General features: G+C 72.6%; 14 protein-coding genes. 7 read left to right on the top strand and 7 right to left on the bottom strand.

Annotated elements, in window-relative coordinates; all coding sequences use genetic code 11:
* Positions 1-13: 13 nt before the first annotated feature.
* The 6 genes from ACIGDI_RS15740 to ACIGDI_RS15765 form a co-directional block, all read right to left on the bottom strand.
* The gene (locus tag ACIGDI_RS15740; RefSeq protein WP_399896146.1) at positions 14-994 is read right to left on the bottom strand and encodes an alpha-ketoacid dehydrogenase subunit beta; all 981 of its coding nucleotides are present in this window, start codon (positions 992-994) and stop codon (positions 14-16) included.
* Positions 982-1959 carry a thiamine pyrophosphate-dependent dehydrogenase E1 component subunit alpha gene (locus ACIGDI_RS15745; RefSeq protein WP_399896149.1) on the bottom strand — a complete coding sequence of 326 codons (978 nt, stop codon included), beginning with the start codon at positions 1957-1959 and terminating at the stop codon, positions 982-984. Before ACIGDI_RS15745 ends, ACIGDI_RS15740 begins: the two co-directional genes overlap by 13 nt.
* Entirely contained in the window at positions 1959-3284 is a 1326-nt protein-coding gene (locus tag ACIGDI_RS15750) for a M24 family metallopeptidase (protein ID WP_399896152.1), read from the bottom strand. The genes ACIGDI_RS15745 and ACIGDI_RS15750 overlap by 1 nt, the downstream gene beginning before the upstream one ends.
* Positions 3285-3353: 69 nt before the next feature.
* Positions 3354-4010 (bottom strand): helix-turn-helix domain-containing protein, encoded by a 657-nt coding sequence (locus ACIGDI_RS15755; RefSeq protein WP_399896156.1) that lies wholly within the window; start codon positions 4008-4010, stop codon positions 3354-3356.
* Positions 4011-4124: 114 nt separating this feature from the next.
* Positions 4125-4979, bottom strand: coding sequence for a Cof-type HAD-IIB family hydrolase (locus ACIGDI_RS15760; RefSeq protein WP_399896159.1), 855 nt, complete (start codon positions 4977-4979; stop codon positions 4125-4127).
* Positions 4980-5056: 77 nt separating this feature from the next.
* The gene (locus ACIGDI_RS15765; RefSeq protein WP_399896162.1) at positions 5057-6469 is read right to left on the bottom strand and encodes a cytochrome P450; all 1413 of its coding nucleotides are present in this window, start codon (positions 6467-6469) and stop codon (positions 5057-5059) included.
* Positions 6470-6702: 233 nt separating this feature from the next.
* On the opposite strand from ACIGDI_RS15765, the gene ACIGDI_RS15770 reads away from it, so the two are divergent.
* From ACIGDI_RS15770 to ACIGDI_RS15790, 5 genes are all read left to right on the top strand, one after another.
* Positions 6703-7527, top strand: a complete 825-nt coding sequence (locus ACIGDI_RS15770) for a hypothetical protein (protein ID WP_399896165.1) — start codon at positions 6703-6705, stop codon at positions 7525-7527.
* Positions 7528-7640: 113 nt separating this feature from the next.
* Positions 7641-8453, top strand: a complete 813-nt coding sequence (locus ACIGDI_RS15775) for an SAM-dependent methyltransferase (protein WP_200701837.1) — start codon at positions 7641-7643, stop codon at positions 8451-8453.
* A gap of 40 nt (positions 8454-8493) precedes the next feature.
* The gene (locus ACIGDI_RS15780; protein ID WP_399896168.1) at positions 8494-9897 is read left to right on the top strand and encodes a glutamine synthetase family protein; all 1404 of its coding nucleotides are present in this window, start codon (positions 8494-8496) and stop codon (positions 9895-9897) included.
* Between the two features lies 1 nt (position 9898).
* A complete protein-coding gene (locus ACIGDI_RS15785; RefSeq protein ID WP_399896171.1) occupies positions 9899-11035 on the top strand; it encodes an amidohydrolase family protein in 1137 nt (378 codons plus the stop codon).
* A gap of 24 nt (positions 11036-11059) precedes the next feature.
* A complete protein-coding gene (locus ACIGDI_RS15790) occupies positions 11060-11587 on the top strand; it encodes an NUDIX hydrolase family protein (protein ID WP_399897624.1) in 528 nt (175 codons plus the stop codon).
* Here ACIGDI_RS15790 and ACIGDI_RS15795 read toward each other — a convergent pair.
* Entirely contained in the window at positions 11550-12368 is an 819-nt protein-coding gene (locus ACIGDI_RS15795) for a DUF427 domain-containing protein (protein WP_399896174.1), read from the bottom strand. The genes ACIGDI_RS15790 and ACIGDI_RS15795 overlap by 38 nt on opposite strands.
* 17 nt (positions 12369-12385) lie before the next feature.
* Between ACIGDI_RS15795 and ACIGDI_RS15800 the strand changes: the two genes are divergently transcribed.
* Positions 12386-13324, top strand: a complete 939-nt coding sequence (locus ACIGDI_RS15800; protein ID WP_399896177.1) for a sigma-70 family RNA polymerase sigma factor — start codon at positions 12386-12388, stop codon at positions 13322-13324.
* Positions 13325-13380: 56 nt separating this feature from the next.
* Positions 13381-13692, top strand: coding sequence for an EthD family reductase (locus ACIGDI_RS15805; RefSeq protein ID WP_399896181.1), 312 nt, complete (start codon positions 13381-13383; stop codon positions 13690-13692).
* The last annotated feature ends 1 nt before the right edge of the window (position 13693 follow it).

Raw genomic sequence — 13693 nt, forward strand, 5'->3', positions numbered from 1 at the left:
TCCCATGGGGTGTTCAGTACGCGGCGAGGCCGCGGACCGCAGCCACGACGTTCTCTGTGGTGGGGATGACCTGTTCCTCCAGCGCGTCGGCGAAGGGCAGCGGGACGCACTCCCCCGCGATCCGGCGCACGGGCGCGTCGAGCAGGTCGAATCCCTCGTCGGCGACGACCGAGACGAGGGTGGCGCCCCAGCCGCCCTGGTACGGGTTCTCCTCGACGGTGACCAGGCGCGAGGTCTTCGCGAGCGAGGCGAGCACGGCCGCGGTGTCGAGCGGGACGAGGCTGCGCAGGTCGACGACCTCGGCGTCGATGCCCTCCTCGGCGAGGCGGGCGGCCGCTTCGAGCGCCACCGGCACCATCGAGGCGAGCGCCACCACGGTGACGTCGGCGCCCTCGCGGACGACGGCGGCCCGGCCCAGCTCGACGACGTGGTCCGGGGGCGGCGGGGCGCCCTTGCTCGCCAGCAGCCCCTTGTGCTCGAAGAACACCACCGGGTCGTCGCTGCGGATCGCCGCCGCCATCATGCCGATCACGTCGGCCGGCGTGGCCGGCGCGGCGATCTTCAGGCCGGGCACGGTCAGGGCCCAGTTCTCGGTGGCCTGCGAGTGCTGGGCGCCGAAACCGAGCCCGCCGCCGTTGGCGGTGCGCACGACGAGGGGCACGGTGACCTGACCTCCCGTCATGTAACGCACCTTGGGTATCTCGTTGGCGAGGTAGTCCCAACAGCAGGCCAAAAAGTCCGAGAACATGATCTCCGCCACGGGCCGCATCCCGGTCATGGCGGCCCCCATCGCGGCGCCCACGATGGCCTGTTCGGAGATCGGCGTGTCCCGCACCCGCTCGGGCCCGAACTCCTTCAGCAGCCCCACGGTCGTCTTGAACACTCCGCCGGCCTCGCCGATGTCCTCCCCTAGGCACACCACGGACGGGTCGCGCCGCATCTCGCGCGCGATGCCCTCGGCGACCGCCTCGCGGTAGGTGATCACGTCCGCCATGCCGCACCTCCGTCCGCCCACACGTCGGTCAGCGCCTCGCGCGGATCGGGCGGCGGCGCGTTCTTCGCCGCCTCCACCGCCTTCTGTACGACGTCCCGGGCGCGCTCGTCGGCCGCGGTGACCGTCTCCTCCTCCACTCCGAGTTCGGCCAGCCGGCCCCGGGCGAGGTCCAGGGGGTCGTGCTTGAGCCAGCGCTCGACCTCCTCGGCCGGGCGGTAGGCGGCCGGGTCGGCGCGGCTGTGCCCGAAGTGGCGGTAGGTCTCGGCCTCGACGATCGCGGGTCCGCCTCCCGCACGGGCCCGTTCGGCGAGCGCGCCCACCGTCTCGCGCACGGCGACGACGTCGTTGCCGTCGACGACCTCGCCGGGGACGCCGTAGGCGGGCGCCCGGTCGGCGGCCGGGCGGGCGACCGCCGTGACGTCGGCGATCGGCGTGTACTCCATGTACAGGTTGTTCTCGCAGACGAACAGCACCGGCAGCTTCCACACGGCGGCCAGGTTCAGCGCCTCGTGGAAGGCGCCGATGTTGGTGGCGCCGTCGCCGAAGAAGGCCACCGCGAGCTGCCCGGTGCCGCGCAGCCGGGCCGACCAGGCGGCGCCGACCGCCATGGGGAGGTGGGCGCCGACGATGGCGTAGGAGCCGAGCATGTTGACGGACGCCTTGGTGAGGTGCATGGAGCCGCCCTTGGCCCGGCACAACCCAGTTGCGCGGCTCATGAGTTCGGCGAGGCACTCCTCCGGTGTGGCGCCGCGGGCCAGGGCGTGGTGGTGGCCGCGGTAGGTGGCGAAGACGTAGTCGTCGTCGCGCAGGGCGGCGCTCGCGCCGACGGCGATCGCCTCGTGCCCGGCGGCGAGATGCGTGGTGCCCTTGACCAGGCCGGACATGAACAGATCGTGGGCGGCCTGCTCCGTGCGGCGGATGAGGGCCATCCGCTCGTACAGGGCGAGGAGTTCGGTCGCGTCCATCAGCGGTCCCGGGTGTTGAGGTGGGACTGCGACTCACGGCGGGTGTTGAGCTCACCGCCGACCGTCCAGTACTTGCGGCCCGCGACGAGCAGTTCCTCGGCGGGGAACTTGGTGATGACCTCGCAGCCGTCGGCGGTGACGACCAGTTCCTCCTCGATGCGGGCGGCGGACCAGCCGTCCGCGGCCGGCCAGTAGGTCTCCAGGGCGAACACCATGCCCTCTTCGAGGACTTCGGGGTGGTCCAGGGAGACCAGGCGGCTGAAGATGGGCTTCTCCCAGATCGACAGGCCCACCCCGTGGCCGTACTGGAGCGCGAAGGCGGCCGTCTCGTCGGCGAAGCCGAACTCCTGGGCGCGCGGCCAGACCTGGACGATGTCGGCGGTCGTCGCACCGGGGCGAACGAGGGCGATGGCCTCGTCCATGTACTCCCGGCAGCGGACGTAGGCGTCGCGCTGGGCGCCGGAGGCGCTGCCGACGGCGAAGGTGCGGTAGTAGCAGGTGCGGTAGCCGAGGTGGCTGTGCAGGATGTCGAAGAAGGCCGGGTCGCCGGGGCGGATCAGGCGGTCGCTGTAGACGTGCGGGTGGGGTGAACAGCGTTCGCCGGAGATGGCGTTGACGCCTTCGACGTACTCGCTGCCGAGGTCGTAGAGGACCTTGCTGACGACGCCGACGCACTCGTTCTCCCGCACTCCCGGCCGCAGGTATCCGTACAGCTCCTCGTAGGCGGCGTCGACCATCGCGCAGGCCTGGGTGAGCAGGGAGATCTCGTCGCGGGTCTTGGTGCGGCGGGCCTCCAGGAAGACCTGCTGGCCGTCGACGACGTCGATGCCCTCGGCGCGCAGGGCTGCCAGGACCGGCATCTCGGCGACGTCGACGCCGAGCGGTTCGTTCGCGAGGCCGTGTTCGCGCAGTTCGGCGGCGATCTTGCGGGCCACGTCCTCGGCGATCCCGGCGTCCGGGTGGAAGGCGCCGCGCAGGGTGGAGATCCCGGCCCGGGCGCCGGTGGGCGGGCCGCCCTTGCCGTCGCTGTAGTCGAGCCACGGGTTGTAGAGCTGGTGGTGGCGGGCGGCGGAGCCGAAGTCCCAGACGACCGGTTCGCCGCCGCGCACCAGCAGGGCGAAGCGGATCAGCTTGTCCATCGCCCAGGTGCCGATGTGCGTGGCGGTCATGTAGCGGATGCTGGCGAAGTCGAAGCTGAGCACGGCGCCCAGCGAGGAGCGGTTCAGGGTCTCGTGCAGCCGGGACAGGCGCTCTTTGCGCAGCCGGTCCAGGTCGATGCGCTCTTCCCAGTCGACGGCGTTCGGGCCGTATGTGCGGATCGCCATGGCGACCACCCCCACTTCGGAGTGAACGTCCGCACGGCACGGGTGTCAAGTGCTACTGAACACCGGGCGCTACCGAACACCCTGGCTGAACACGAACCACACGCCCACGGCCGGTTCGGTGCCGTCGTTGCGGTAGCGGTGCGGGGTGGTCGACTCGAAGCAGACGGCGTCGCCGGGGCGCAGGGTGTGCTCGTCGAAACCGAGGGTGAGGACGAGTTCGCCGGAGGTCAGGTAGCCGTACTCGGTGCCCGCGTGACGCATCAGGCCGCCGGAGCCGGAGGAGGCCCCGCCGGGCCGGTAGGTCACCAGCAGGAAGTCGACGTCGGTGCCGGGGACATGACCGAGCCGTTCCCACACCACGCCGGAGTCCAGCTCCAGCGTCTCGCGCTCCCCCGCCGCGACCAGCGGTCCTATCCGGCGGCCGGGGTCGGCGGCGAAGGCCGCAAGGGCGTGCAGGACGGTGTCGGGCACCGCGGAGGCCGCTGCCGCCGGGGCCGCGGCGGCCTGCCCCTCGTACGCGTCGAAGAGGGACTCGACGGAGATCGACAGCGCTGTCGTGATGGCGTACAGCGTGCTCACCGACGGCTGGCTCTTGCCGGTCTCGATCTGGGAGACCAGGCTCGCGGAGACCCCGATCTCCCGGGCGAGGGCGCGCAGGCTGACGCCCTTGGCCAGGCGCGCCTGTCTGATGCGCGCGCCGACGGGCGGCACGGCGGCGGCGGACACGGCGGCTCCTCTCGCGACCGGAGATGTGCAGCCCCATTGAACAGCCTCGGCGGACAGCGGCACCAGGGGCCCGGACGGGCACGGGGTCCGGGTGGCGCGGTCGGACGACGGGGATCAGAGACCCAGCACGCGGGCGATCGTGCGGAGCACGCCGTTGTCGTTGTTGGACGGGGCCAGGTGACGGGCGCGGGCGATGACGTCCGGGTGGGCGCCGGCCATGGCGAAGGACCACTCGGCGGCGTCCAGCATCTCCAGGTCGTTGAGGTAGTCGCCGAACACCATGGTCTGGGCCGGGATGATGCCGAGCGCCCTCTGGAGGCTTCGCAGGGCGTTGCCCTTGTTGGCGGTGCGGTTCATGACGTCGACCCAGTGCTCGCCGGAGACGACGACCTGGTGGCTGTCGGCGAACGGCGCCAGGGCGGGAGCGGTGGTGCGCGCGGCCGAGCCGAAGTCGAAGAGGGCCACCTTGATCACGTCGTCGTCGAGGGCGGTGGCGTCCTCGACGACCCGGTGCTCGACGTAGTACTTGCGCACCTCGGCCAGGAACGCCTCGTCACTCCGCTCGACGTAGGCGGACCGCTTGCCGCAGACGACGGCGCCGACGTCCACGCCCTCGGCCACCAGCCGCCGTACGGCCTGGACCACGCGGGCGGCGACGCCGGGCGCCAACGGGTCTGAGCTGAGTTCGACGCCGTCACGGACGACGTAGGTGCCGTTCTCGGCGATGAACACCATGCCCTCGGCCACCTCGGCGAACTCCCGCGCCAGCGTGGCGTACTGGCGCCCGCTCGCCGGGCTGAACAGCACCCCGCGCCGGCGCAGTTCGGCCAGCGTGTCCCACAGCCCGGGCGGGACGCGGCCCGCGTCGTCGAGGAGCGTGCCGTCCATGTCGGTGACGACCAGGCGGATGTCGGCACGGCCGGCGGGCGGGTCGGAGACGGTGGCCAGGGGCGTGGAGGCGGAGGTCATGACCTGCTTCCGGTCGGGGCGCGCCGGGGCGCCGGAGGGTGTACGGCGGTCCCGTCACCCTACGCGAGCCGACCGGGTCAGTTGTTCGACCGGATCAGTCCGGACAGGTAGCGCCACAGCGACGAGCGGCGCCGGGCGCTGTGCTCCGCCGCCTGCGGTGTGTCCGCCGACGGCACGGCGATCTCCGTCCGCGGCGCCGGCCTCGGCACGGGCCCGGCGAGTTCGTAACGCACCGGCAGGGACCGCAGCCCGCGCATGAACGGCGAGGAGCGCCACGGAAGTTGGTCGACCGGGAGGGCGAGTTCCAGGTGGGCGAAGCGTTCGAAGACGCGGCTGACGCCGGCCATCGCGATGGTCGAGGCCAGCTCCCGGGCGGGGCACTGGCGCTTGCCCGCTCCCCATGCCAGGTGCGCCCGGCTGCTGATGTTGGAGTCCGGGGTCATCTGCCCGGCGAACAGGGGGTCGGCGTGGGCGGCTGCGGCGGAGACCCACACCGGATCGCCGGCCCGGACGACGTAGTCGCCCAGCGTCGTGTCCTCGGCCGCGAACCGCGGCACGAAGTTGACCAGGGGCGGCTTGCGCATGACGACCCGGTTCATGGTCTCGCGGACCATTCCGGCGGACAGGGTGGTGCGCACACCGCCCGCGCTGTCCCCGCAGATGACCTCGACGACGGTGTTGGAGATGAGGATGCCGACGTGGTCGGAGGTCATGCCGAGCAGCATGAACAGCTCGCGGGCCAGTTCGTCGACCGAGAGGTCGGGGTGGGCGGCGAGCAGGTGGGAGGGGAAGTCGTCGCCCGGCTTCTCGATCTTGGCGGCGGCCAGGTCGGTGAGCGTCACCAGCAGCCGCTCCAGGGCGGGCCCGGCGTCGGGGCCGGCGTCCAGGATCCGCCACATGTCCATCAGGGCCTCGTCGCCCTGGGAGCCGGGGAAGCCGAGCAGGTGGCTCGCCGCCATCAGCGGCAGCGGACGGGAGAACTGCGCCGACAGATCGGCGTGGCCGCTGCCGCCGCCCTGTGCCAGGAGGGTGATCAGCTCGTCGGCGTAGCCGGTGACGGCCGTACGCAGCCGCTTGGCCAGCGGGTGGCGCGGGTCCTGGAAGGGGCGCAGCGCGGCGTCCCAGGCGGTGCGCAGGTCGCGGTAGCCCTCGCCGCCCTGGATCAGTACGTGGTTGACCTCGAGGGAGGGGGCCAGCGGCCAGTCGGCGGGCACCCGGCCCTCCGTCCGGGCGCGCCAGTTCTCCAGGCCCTTGGGCCAGGCGTCGTCGTCCTGGAGCACCTGCAGCGACTCGCGGTAGCCCAGCACCAGCCAGGCGGGCACGCCCAGCAGGTCGACGGGGGCGACGGGGCCGTGGCGGTCGCGCAGCCGCTCGTAGACGAGCGCGGGGCGGATCTCGTAGTCGCGGGTCAGCAGGGGCTGGGGAGCGAGGTCCTCCAGCCGCGTGTCGTCCGGTGTCGCGTGGTCGTGGTCGACCACGTGGAATTCCATGGTTGCGGCGCCCCCTTCGACACTGCCCGTAACGGCCCGCGGCCTGCGGGTGGTTGTGGACCGGAGCGGACCTTACCCCAGGTGTTCCTTCCGTCACCCGGCGGGGGTACTGGCCGGTAGCCGGCTGGGCGGACGTCCGCCCGCCGGGTCACCCGTACGGTCCGGTGCGCTGGTGGGCCGCACGGGCCGGTGGTGCGCTGAAGGGAAACCGCGCCCGCCCAGGAGGCCACGCCATGTCCCGTCGTCCGTCCCGGCCCGTCCGTGTCCTCGCCTCCGCCGTGTCCCTCGGTGCGCTGCTGGCCGTCGCGGCGTGTTCGAGCGACGGCGAGGGGGGTGGTGCCGCGGCCTCGGACATCGCCGGCTCGCCGCTCGCGGAGGAGGCGGGTGCGAGCTCGACACCTGCCTTCCGGCTCACCGAGGCCGGGGCGCGGGCCGCGCTGATCACGGAGACGGACCTCGAGGGCGACTGGAACAAGGTCAAGGGCGCCGCGGCCTGGGGCGACACCCTTCTCGTCGGCAAGGTCGACGTGGCCGACTTCCTCACCGCCAAGTCGGACGCCGCCGACTGCCAGCGGCTGCTGAACTCGCTCTACGACGACGACCTGCTGGGCAAGCCGTCCGGCGCGTCCGCGCTGGCCGGTTTCGAGGAGGGCGACTCCCGTCTGCTGTACCAGGTGGCCGCCTACAACCCGGTCCGGCTGAGCGCCGCGCTGGGCTGGATGAAGTCGCTGCCGGTCAAGTGCGACCAGTTCACCGCGACCGACTCCAAGGGCGGCAAGCGGACGGTGCAGGTGACCACGTCCTCGGTGCCGTCCCAGGGCGACGCCCGGCAGGGTCTGCACGTGGTGGTGCAGGGCACCGCGAACGGCGAGCCCGCCACGCTCACCCTGGACGTGGCCGCCGTGCGCGTCGGCAACGACGCGATCACGGTCACCGCGGGCGGTCTCAGCGGCGGCGCGCACGCCTCCCTGGAGCTGGCGGTGCGCGAGGGCGCGCAGCGGCTCAAGGAGGTCCAGGCGGGCAAGACGCCCGCTCCCGGCCCCGCGCGCAACCGCTGACGGCCCGAACCGGCCGATTCCGCACACCTGATCAGCCGATTCCCGGGACAGCGTGATCACCGGGCGGCACAATGGCGGCGACGGCCGCAGGTGGTGCGAGAAGGAGCTGAGTCGTGAGTGAGAGCCACACCCCGTCGAGCGGGTCGGCACGGCTGAACACCGGTGTGGCGCACAACGCGCGCGTGTGGAACTACTGGATCGGCGGCAAGGACAACTACGAGGTCGACCAGCAGGTCGGTGAGCACGTCGCCGGGATGTTCCCGATCATCCGGGACATCGCCCGCGCGGACCGCTGGTTCCTGGGCCGGGCGGTGCGCTTCCTCACCGAGGAGCGCGGAGTGCGCCAGTTCCTGGACATCGGCACCGGGCTGCCCACCGTGGACAACACGCACGAGATCGCCCAGCGCATCGCCCCCGACGCCCGGATCGTCTACGTCGACAACGACCCCATCGTGCTCGCGCACGCCCGCACCCTGCTGACCAGCACACCCGGCGGCGTCACCGACTACATCGACGCCGATGTGCACGACCCGACCGCGATCCTGGAACGCGCCGCGCGGACCCTGGACCTCACCAAGCCGGTCGCGGTGATGATGCTCGGCATCCTCAACTTCGTGCTGGACGTGGAGAAGGCGCGGCGGATCGTGCGCGAGATCATGGCGGCGGTCCCCTCCGGCAGCTACCTCGTGCTGACCCATCCCACCTTCGACGACGACCTCGGCGGCGCCGGCCAGATCCCGGCGATGGAGTTCTGGAACGAGAACGCCACCCCGCCGATCACCGCCCGCAGCGGCGAGGACATCGCCGCCTTCTTCGAGGGCCTGGAGATCCTGGAACCGGGCCTGGTGTCCTGTTCCCGTTGGCGCGCCGAGCCCGAAACGCCCCCCGTGGTACCGCAGTTCGGCGCGGTGGCCGTGAAACCCTGACGCACGGCAGCCGCCCGGCCGAGTCCGTCGAGGAGGACGTATGACCACCCTTGCCGATCCCGTCCCCGGTGGGCGCCCGGGCGAAGTGCAGCGGGCCGCCGCGATGAGCGGGGAGCTGTCCGGGCGGGGCGTGCACGGCATCGTGCTGTCCTACGTCGACACCGCGGGCGTCGGCCGGGTCAAGACGATCCCCACGCAGAAGCTCGCCTCGGCGTCGGCGTGGGGCGTCGGCATGTCGCCGGTGTTCGACACCTTCCTGGCGAACGACTCCATCGTCACCACCGACGTCCTCGGCTCCCCGGACGGCGATCTGCGCCTCTACCCCGACCTCGACCGACTGGTCGTCCTGGCCGGGCAGCCCGGCTGGGCGTGGGCCCCGGTCGACCGGATCACGCAGGAGGGCGAGCCGCACCCGGGGTGCGGCCGCACGGTCCTGCGCCGGATCGTCGCCGACGCCGCCGAGCGGCACGGACTGTCCTTCAAGGCGGGCATCGAGATCGAGTGGAGCGTGGGTCAAGGGCCCGCGGCGGGCGGGGAGTTCGTGCCCGCGACCACCGGACCCGCCTACAGTGCCACCCGCCAGGTCGAGTTGAGCGACTACACCGCCGACCTGCTGGCGGCGCTGGCCGCGCAGGACGTGGAGGTCGAGCAGATCCATCCCGAGTACGCCGCCGGGCAGTTCGAGATCTCGGTGGGTGCGCTGGACCCGGTGGCGGCGGCCGACCGCAGCGTGCTGGTGCGGCAGACGATCCGGGCGGTGGCCGGGCGGCACGGACTGGTGGTGTCGTTCTCCCCGGCCGTCCTCGCCGAGGGCGTCGGCAACGGCGGCCACCTCCACCTCTCCGCCTGGCGCGACGGAGTCAACCTGCACTCGGGCGGCGAGGGCCGCCACGGCATGACGGCCGACGCGGAGTCCTTCGCGGCCGGCATCCTCGCCCGGCTGCCCGCCCTGACGGCCGTGACCGCGCCGAGCCCGGCGAGCTATCTGCGCCTCAAACCGTCCCAGTGGGCCGGGGTGTTCACCGCCTGGGGCCGCGAGACCCGCGAGGCGGCGGTGCGGGTCGTCACGGGCACGGCGGGCCTGCGGGAGCAGGCGGCGAACCTGGAGGTCAAGCCGGTCGACCTGGCCGCGAACCCGTATCTCGCCCTCGGCTGCGTGATCGCGGCCGGACTGGACGGCATGAACCGCTCCCTGCGGCTGCCGGAGGAGATCACCGGCGACCCGGCCCACCTGGACCCGGCGGAGGCGGCGGCACGGGACGTACGGCGGCTGCCGGCCTCGCTCGCCGAGGCCGTCGAGGAGTTCCGCAAGGACGAACGGCTGCGGGCCGCGCTCGGGCCGGTGCTCGCCGATGCCGTGATCGCCGTACGGCAGGGGGAGATCGCGGCGGTCGACGGGCACGACGACGAGTGGGTGGCGGCGGCCTACCGCTGGAAGTACTGAGATGAGCGGCGGACCGGTCCTGGAGGCGCTGGAGGCGCTGTCGCTGGTGGACCACCACTGCCACGGCGTGGTCACCGCCGATCTGTCCAGGCAGGAGTTCGAGGACCTGATCACCGAGGGCGGGTCGTGGCCGGGGAGCTCCTCCTTCGACAGTCCCGTCGGGGTGGCCGTCCGCCGCCACTGCGCCCCGCTGCTGGACCTGCCGCGCCACGCGTCGGCCGACGACTACCTGGCCCGGCGCGCCGGGCTCGGCCCGCGCGAGGTCCACCGACGGCTCCTGGCCGCCGCCGGGACGGGCGTGTTCTGCGTGGACACCGGGTACGCGCCGGAACGCCTCAGCACCCCGGCCGAGCTCGCCGTCGCCGCGGGCGGCACCGCGTACGAGGTGGTGCGGCTGGAGAGCGTGGCCGAGTCGGTGGCGGCGCGGGGCGTCGAGCCGGGCGAGTACGCGGACGGCTTCCGGGTGGCCGCGCTGGAGGCCGTACGGCGGCCGGGCGTGGTGGCGGTGAAGTCGGTCGCCGCCTACCGCACGGGCTTCGACCTGGACCCGGCCCGCCCCTCGGACGCGCAGGTCACCGAGGCGGCCCGGCACTGGCTCGCGGGCGGCGGCGGGCGGCTGGCGGACCCGGTGCTCGTACGGCATCTGCTGTGGACCGCCGTCGATCTGGGGCTGCCGCTCCAGCTGCACGTCGGCCTCGGCGACAACGACATCCGGCTGCACCGCTCGGACCCCGCCCACCTCACCGACTGGCTGCACCTGACCGCCGGCACGATCCCGGTCCTGCTGCTGCACTGCTGGCCGTACCAGCGCCAGGCCGCCTATCTGGCCACGGTGTTCGAGCAGGTCTACCTGGATGTGGGGCTCGCCCTGCACTTCGTGGGCCCGGCACGGTCCCGGGCCGTGCTGGAGGAGGCCCTGGAGATCACCCCGTTCCGCAAACTGCTGTACAGCTCCGACGCCTACGGTGTGGCCGAGTTCCACTTCCTGGGCGCGCTCGCCTTCCGCCGTGGTCTGGCCGGTCTGCTGCAGGACCGGGTGGACAGTGACGAACTGGACCTGCCGGACGCGTTGCGCGTCGCGGAGTGGGCAGGAGCACACAACGCCCGTCAGGTCTACCGCCTTCCCGGCACCTCCTGAAAGTATGATCAAGCAATGTCTGACATGACCGAAACCACGCCCGGCTGGCTCTCCTCCGACGAGCTGGAGATGACGCGTGCGCGCATGCCGATCCTGTACGTCGAGGCCGTGCCCGTGCGGGTCGACGACAGCGGCGAAGTCACCAGCGTCGGCCTGCTGCTGCGCATCGGGCCGGACGGCACGGTCAGCCGGACCCTGGTCTCCGGCCGGGTACTGCACCACGAGCGGGTGCGGGACGCCCTGCTGCGCCACCTGGAGAAGGACCTCGGCCCGGTGGCGCTGCCCCGGATCCCGACCTCGCTGCAGCCCTTCACGGTCGCCGAGTACTTCCCGACCCAGGGCATCACGCCGTACCACGACCCGCGCCAGCACGCGGTGTCCCTGGCCTACGTGGTGCCGGTCACCGGCGACTGCCGGCCCCGCCAGGACGCCCTGGACCTGGTCTGGTTCAGCCCGCAGGAGGCGATGTCGCAGGCCGTGCAGAGCGAGATGCCGGGCGGCCACGGAGTGCTGCTCAGGCAGGCCCTCGCCCACGTCGGCTGCTCTGTGTGAGCATCGCGCTGAACGGCGTGACGGGGCGTTCCCTCCGCTCGCCGTCCACGGTGATGTCGACGACCTCGTTGTAGAAGGCGAGCAGCCCCTGGATCGCCGCCACGGCGGGCAGCGGCTCCGGGTAGCTCCAGACGAGGTTCGCCCCGCCGTCCGTCGACCAGTACTCGGCGACGCCCTTGTAGGGGCAGGCGGTGTGGTGGCCGCTCGCGGTGAGCAGGTCCATGCGGACGTCCTCGCGCGGGATGTAGTAGCGGGTGGGCAGGCCGGTCTCGAAGAGCAGCACCGGCCGGTGGGTGTCCGCGACGAGCGTGCCGTCGACGCTCACCTGCACATGGCGGCTGCTCGGGATGGCGTCCACCCGTTTGTGCGGGTCGCGGGGGTGGACGAAGATCTCTTCCTCCTCCTCGTACCAGTGGTCCAGGCCCCTGCCGCTGCGCCCGAACCACTCGAAGGCGATGTGCCCGGCCAGGTCGGCGCCCGGGAACGTCCAGGCGGCGTTCTCCAGCAGCTCGCCGTCGACGTCGAGGTCGTAGAAGATCTTCGATCCGCTGTGGGCGCCCGGCCGCGGGTTCCTCGCGGGGCGCAGCAGGTCCTCGCGTACGTCGCCGCGGGGGAAGGCGTACTGCGGTACGGGCAGCGACGGCTCCCAGACGAGGACGGGGTGCCGGCTGTCGACGACGGTCACGTCGCCCTTGCGGCCTCGCACCCAGCGTTCGCTCGGTTCCCACAGGAGACCTTCGGGGGTGCTGCGGACGGACTGTGCGGTGCGGAGTCCACTCATGGGGCCATGATGACCCCATGGAGCTTGAGCCGTACCGGGGCGAGCTGGTCGCGTACTGCTATCGGATGTCGGGTTCGTTCCACGAGGCCGAGGACCTGGTGCAGGAGACGATGCTGCGCGCCTGGAAGGCCCGGGACCGCTACGACGCCTCGCGCGCGTCGGTGCGCACATGGCTGTACCGCATCGCGACGAACGTGTGCCTGACGGCACTGGAGGGGCGGGCGCGGCGGCCGCTGCCGTCGGGGCTCGGGGCGCCGAGCGAGGACCCGGGGGCGCCGCTGACGCCGGCCTTCGACATCCCGTGGCTCCAGCCGTTCCCCGACGCACGGTACGACGTCGACGCGCGGGCCGATCTGCGGCTGGCGCTGGTGGCCGCGATGCAGGTGCTGCCGGCGCGGCAGCGGGCGGTGCTGGTGCTGCGGGAGGTGCTTCAGTTCAGCGCCGCGGAGGTCGCCGAGCAGCTCGGGACCACGGTCGCCGCGGTCAACAGCGCCCTGCAGCGGGCCCGGGCGGCGGTAGCCGAGGTGGGTGACCCGGGCGGGATCGGCGAGCCGGACGACGCCGGGGCACGGGAGGCGGTTCGGCGCTACGCGCGGGCCTTCGAGGCCGCGGACGTGCCCGCGCTGGTGCGGCTGCTGACCGACGACGCGGTCCTGGAGATGCCGCCGGTGCCGCTGTGGTACCGGGGCCGGCGCGACTACGGCCGGTTCATGGAGCGGGTCTTCGAGATGCGCGGCACCGGGTGGAGGGTGCGGCACCTCGGCGCGGGCGGCGAGCCCGCGTTCGCCGCGTACGCGCCCACCGCGCAGGGCGGGTTCCGGCTGCACACGTTGCAGGTGTTCACGGTGACCGGCGGGCGGATCGCGCGCAATGTCGTCTTCGCCGATCCGCGGGTGTTCGAGGCGTTCGGCCTGCCGCCGGAGATCTCCGCCAAGGAATGTGCCGAAGCGCGATGAGTCCGCGCGGTGGCGCCGGTACGTACCGGTGACCACCGATCGAGAGGACATCTGACATGACGGCGCGTTTCCTCGCCCTGTACGACACTCCCGACGACCCCGCGGCCTTCGAACGGCACTACCGCGAGGTCCACCTCCCGCTGGCCCACAAGCTGCCCGGGCTGCGCCGCTACACCGTCGGCACCGGCGTCACGGCCGTCCGCGGCGGGGCGCCGTACTACCTGGTCGGCATGCTCGAATGGGACAGCCTGGACGCACTGCGCGCGGCGTTCGCCTCCCCCGAGGGCCGGGCCTGTGCGGCGGACTCCGAACGACTCCAGGAGTTCACCGCCGTCCGCAGCATGGTCTTCACCGTGGACGAGGTCTGAG

The sequence above is a fragment of the Streptomyces sp. NPDC085900 genome (genome assembly GCF_044540925.1).
Taxonomy (GTDB): Bacteria; Actinomycetota; Actinomycetes; order Streptomycetales; family Streptomycetaceae; genus Streptomyces; species Streptomyces gilvifuscus.

Bases quoted from the DNA above. Each gene is read 5' to 3' on its own strand.
- ACIGDI_RS15740 (WP_399896146.1), bottom strand. From the start codon at position 994: ATGGCGGACGTGATCACCTACCGCGAGGCGGTCGCCGAGGGCATCGCG.
- ACIGDI_RS15745 (WP_399896149.1), bottom strand. From the start codon at position 1,959: ATGGACGCGACCGAACTCCTCGCCCTGTACGAGCGGATGGCCCTCATC.
- ACIGDI_RS15750 (WP_399896152.1), bottom strand. From the start codon at position 3,284: ATGGCGATCCGCACATACGGCCCGAACGCCGTCGACTGGGAAGAGCGC.
- ACIGDI_RS15760 (WP_399896159.1), bottom strand. From the start codon at position 4,979: ATGACCTCCGCCTCCACGCCCCTGGCCACCGTCTCCGACCCGCCCGCC.
- ACIGDI_RS15765 (WP_399896162.1), bottom strand. From the start codon at position 6,469: ATGGAATTCCACGTGGTCGACCACGACCACGCGACACCGGACGACACG.
- ACIGDI_RS15770 (WP_399896165.1), top strand. From the start codon at position 6,703: ATGTCCCGTCGTCCGTCCCGGCCCGTCCGTGTCCTCGCCTCCGCCGTG.
- ACIGDI_RS15780 (WP_399896168.1), top strand. From the start codon at position 8,494: ATGACCACCCTTGCCGATCCCGTCCCCGGTGGGCGCCCGGGCGAAGTG.
- ACIGDI_RS15785 (WP_399896171.1), top strand. From the start codon at position 9,899: ATGAGCGGCGGACCGGTCCTGGAGGCGCTGGAGGCGCTGTCGCTGGTG.
- ACIGDI_RS15790 (WP_399897624.1), top strand. From the start codon at position 11,060: ATGACCGAAACCACGCCCGGCTGGCTCTCCTCCGACGAGCTGGAGATG.
- ACIGDI_RS15795 (WP_399896174.1), bottom strand. From the start codon at position 12,368: ATGAGTGGACTCCGCACCGCACAGTCCGTCCGCAGCACCCCCGAAGGT.
- ACIGDI_RS15800 (WP_399896177.1), top strand. From the start codon at position 12,386: ATGGAGCTTGAGCCGTACCGGGGCGAGCTGGTCGCGTACTGCTATCGG.
- ACIGDI_RS15805 (WP_399896181.1), top strand. From the start codon at position 13,381: ATGACGGCGCGTTTCCTCGCCCTGTACGACACTCCCGACGACCCCGCG.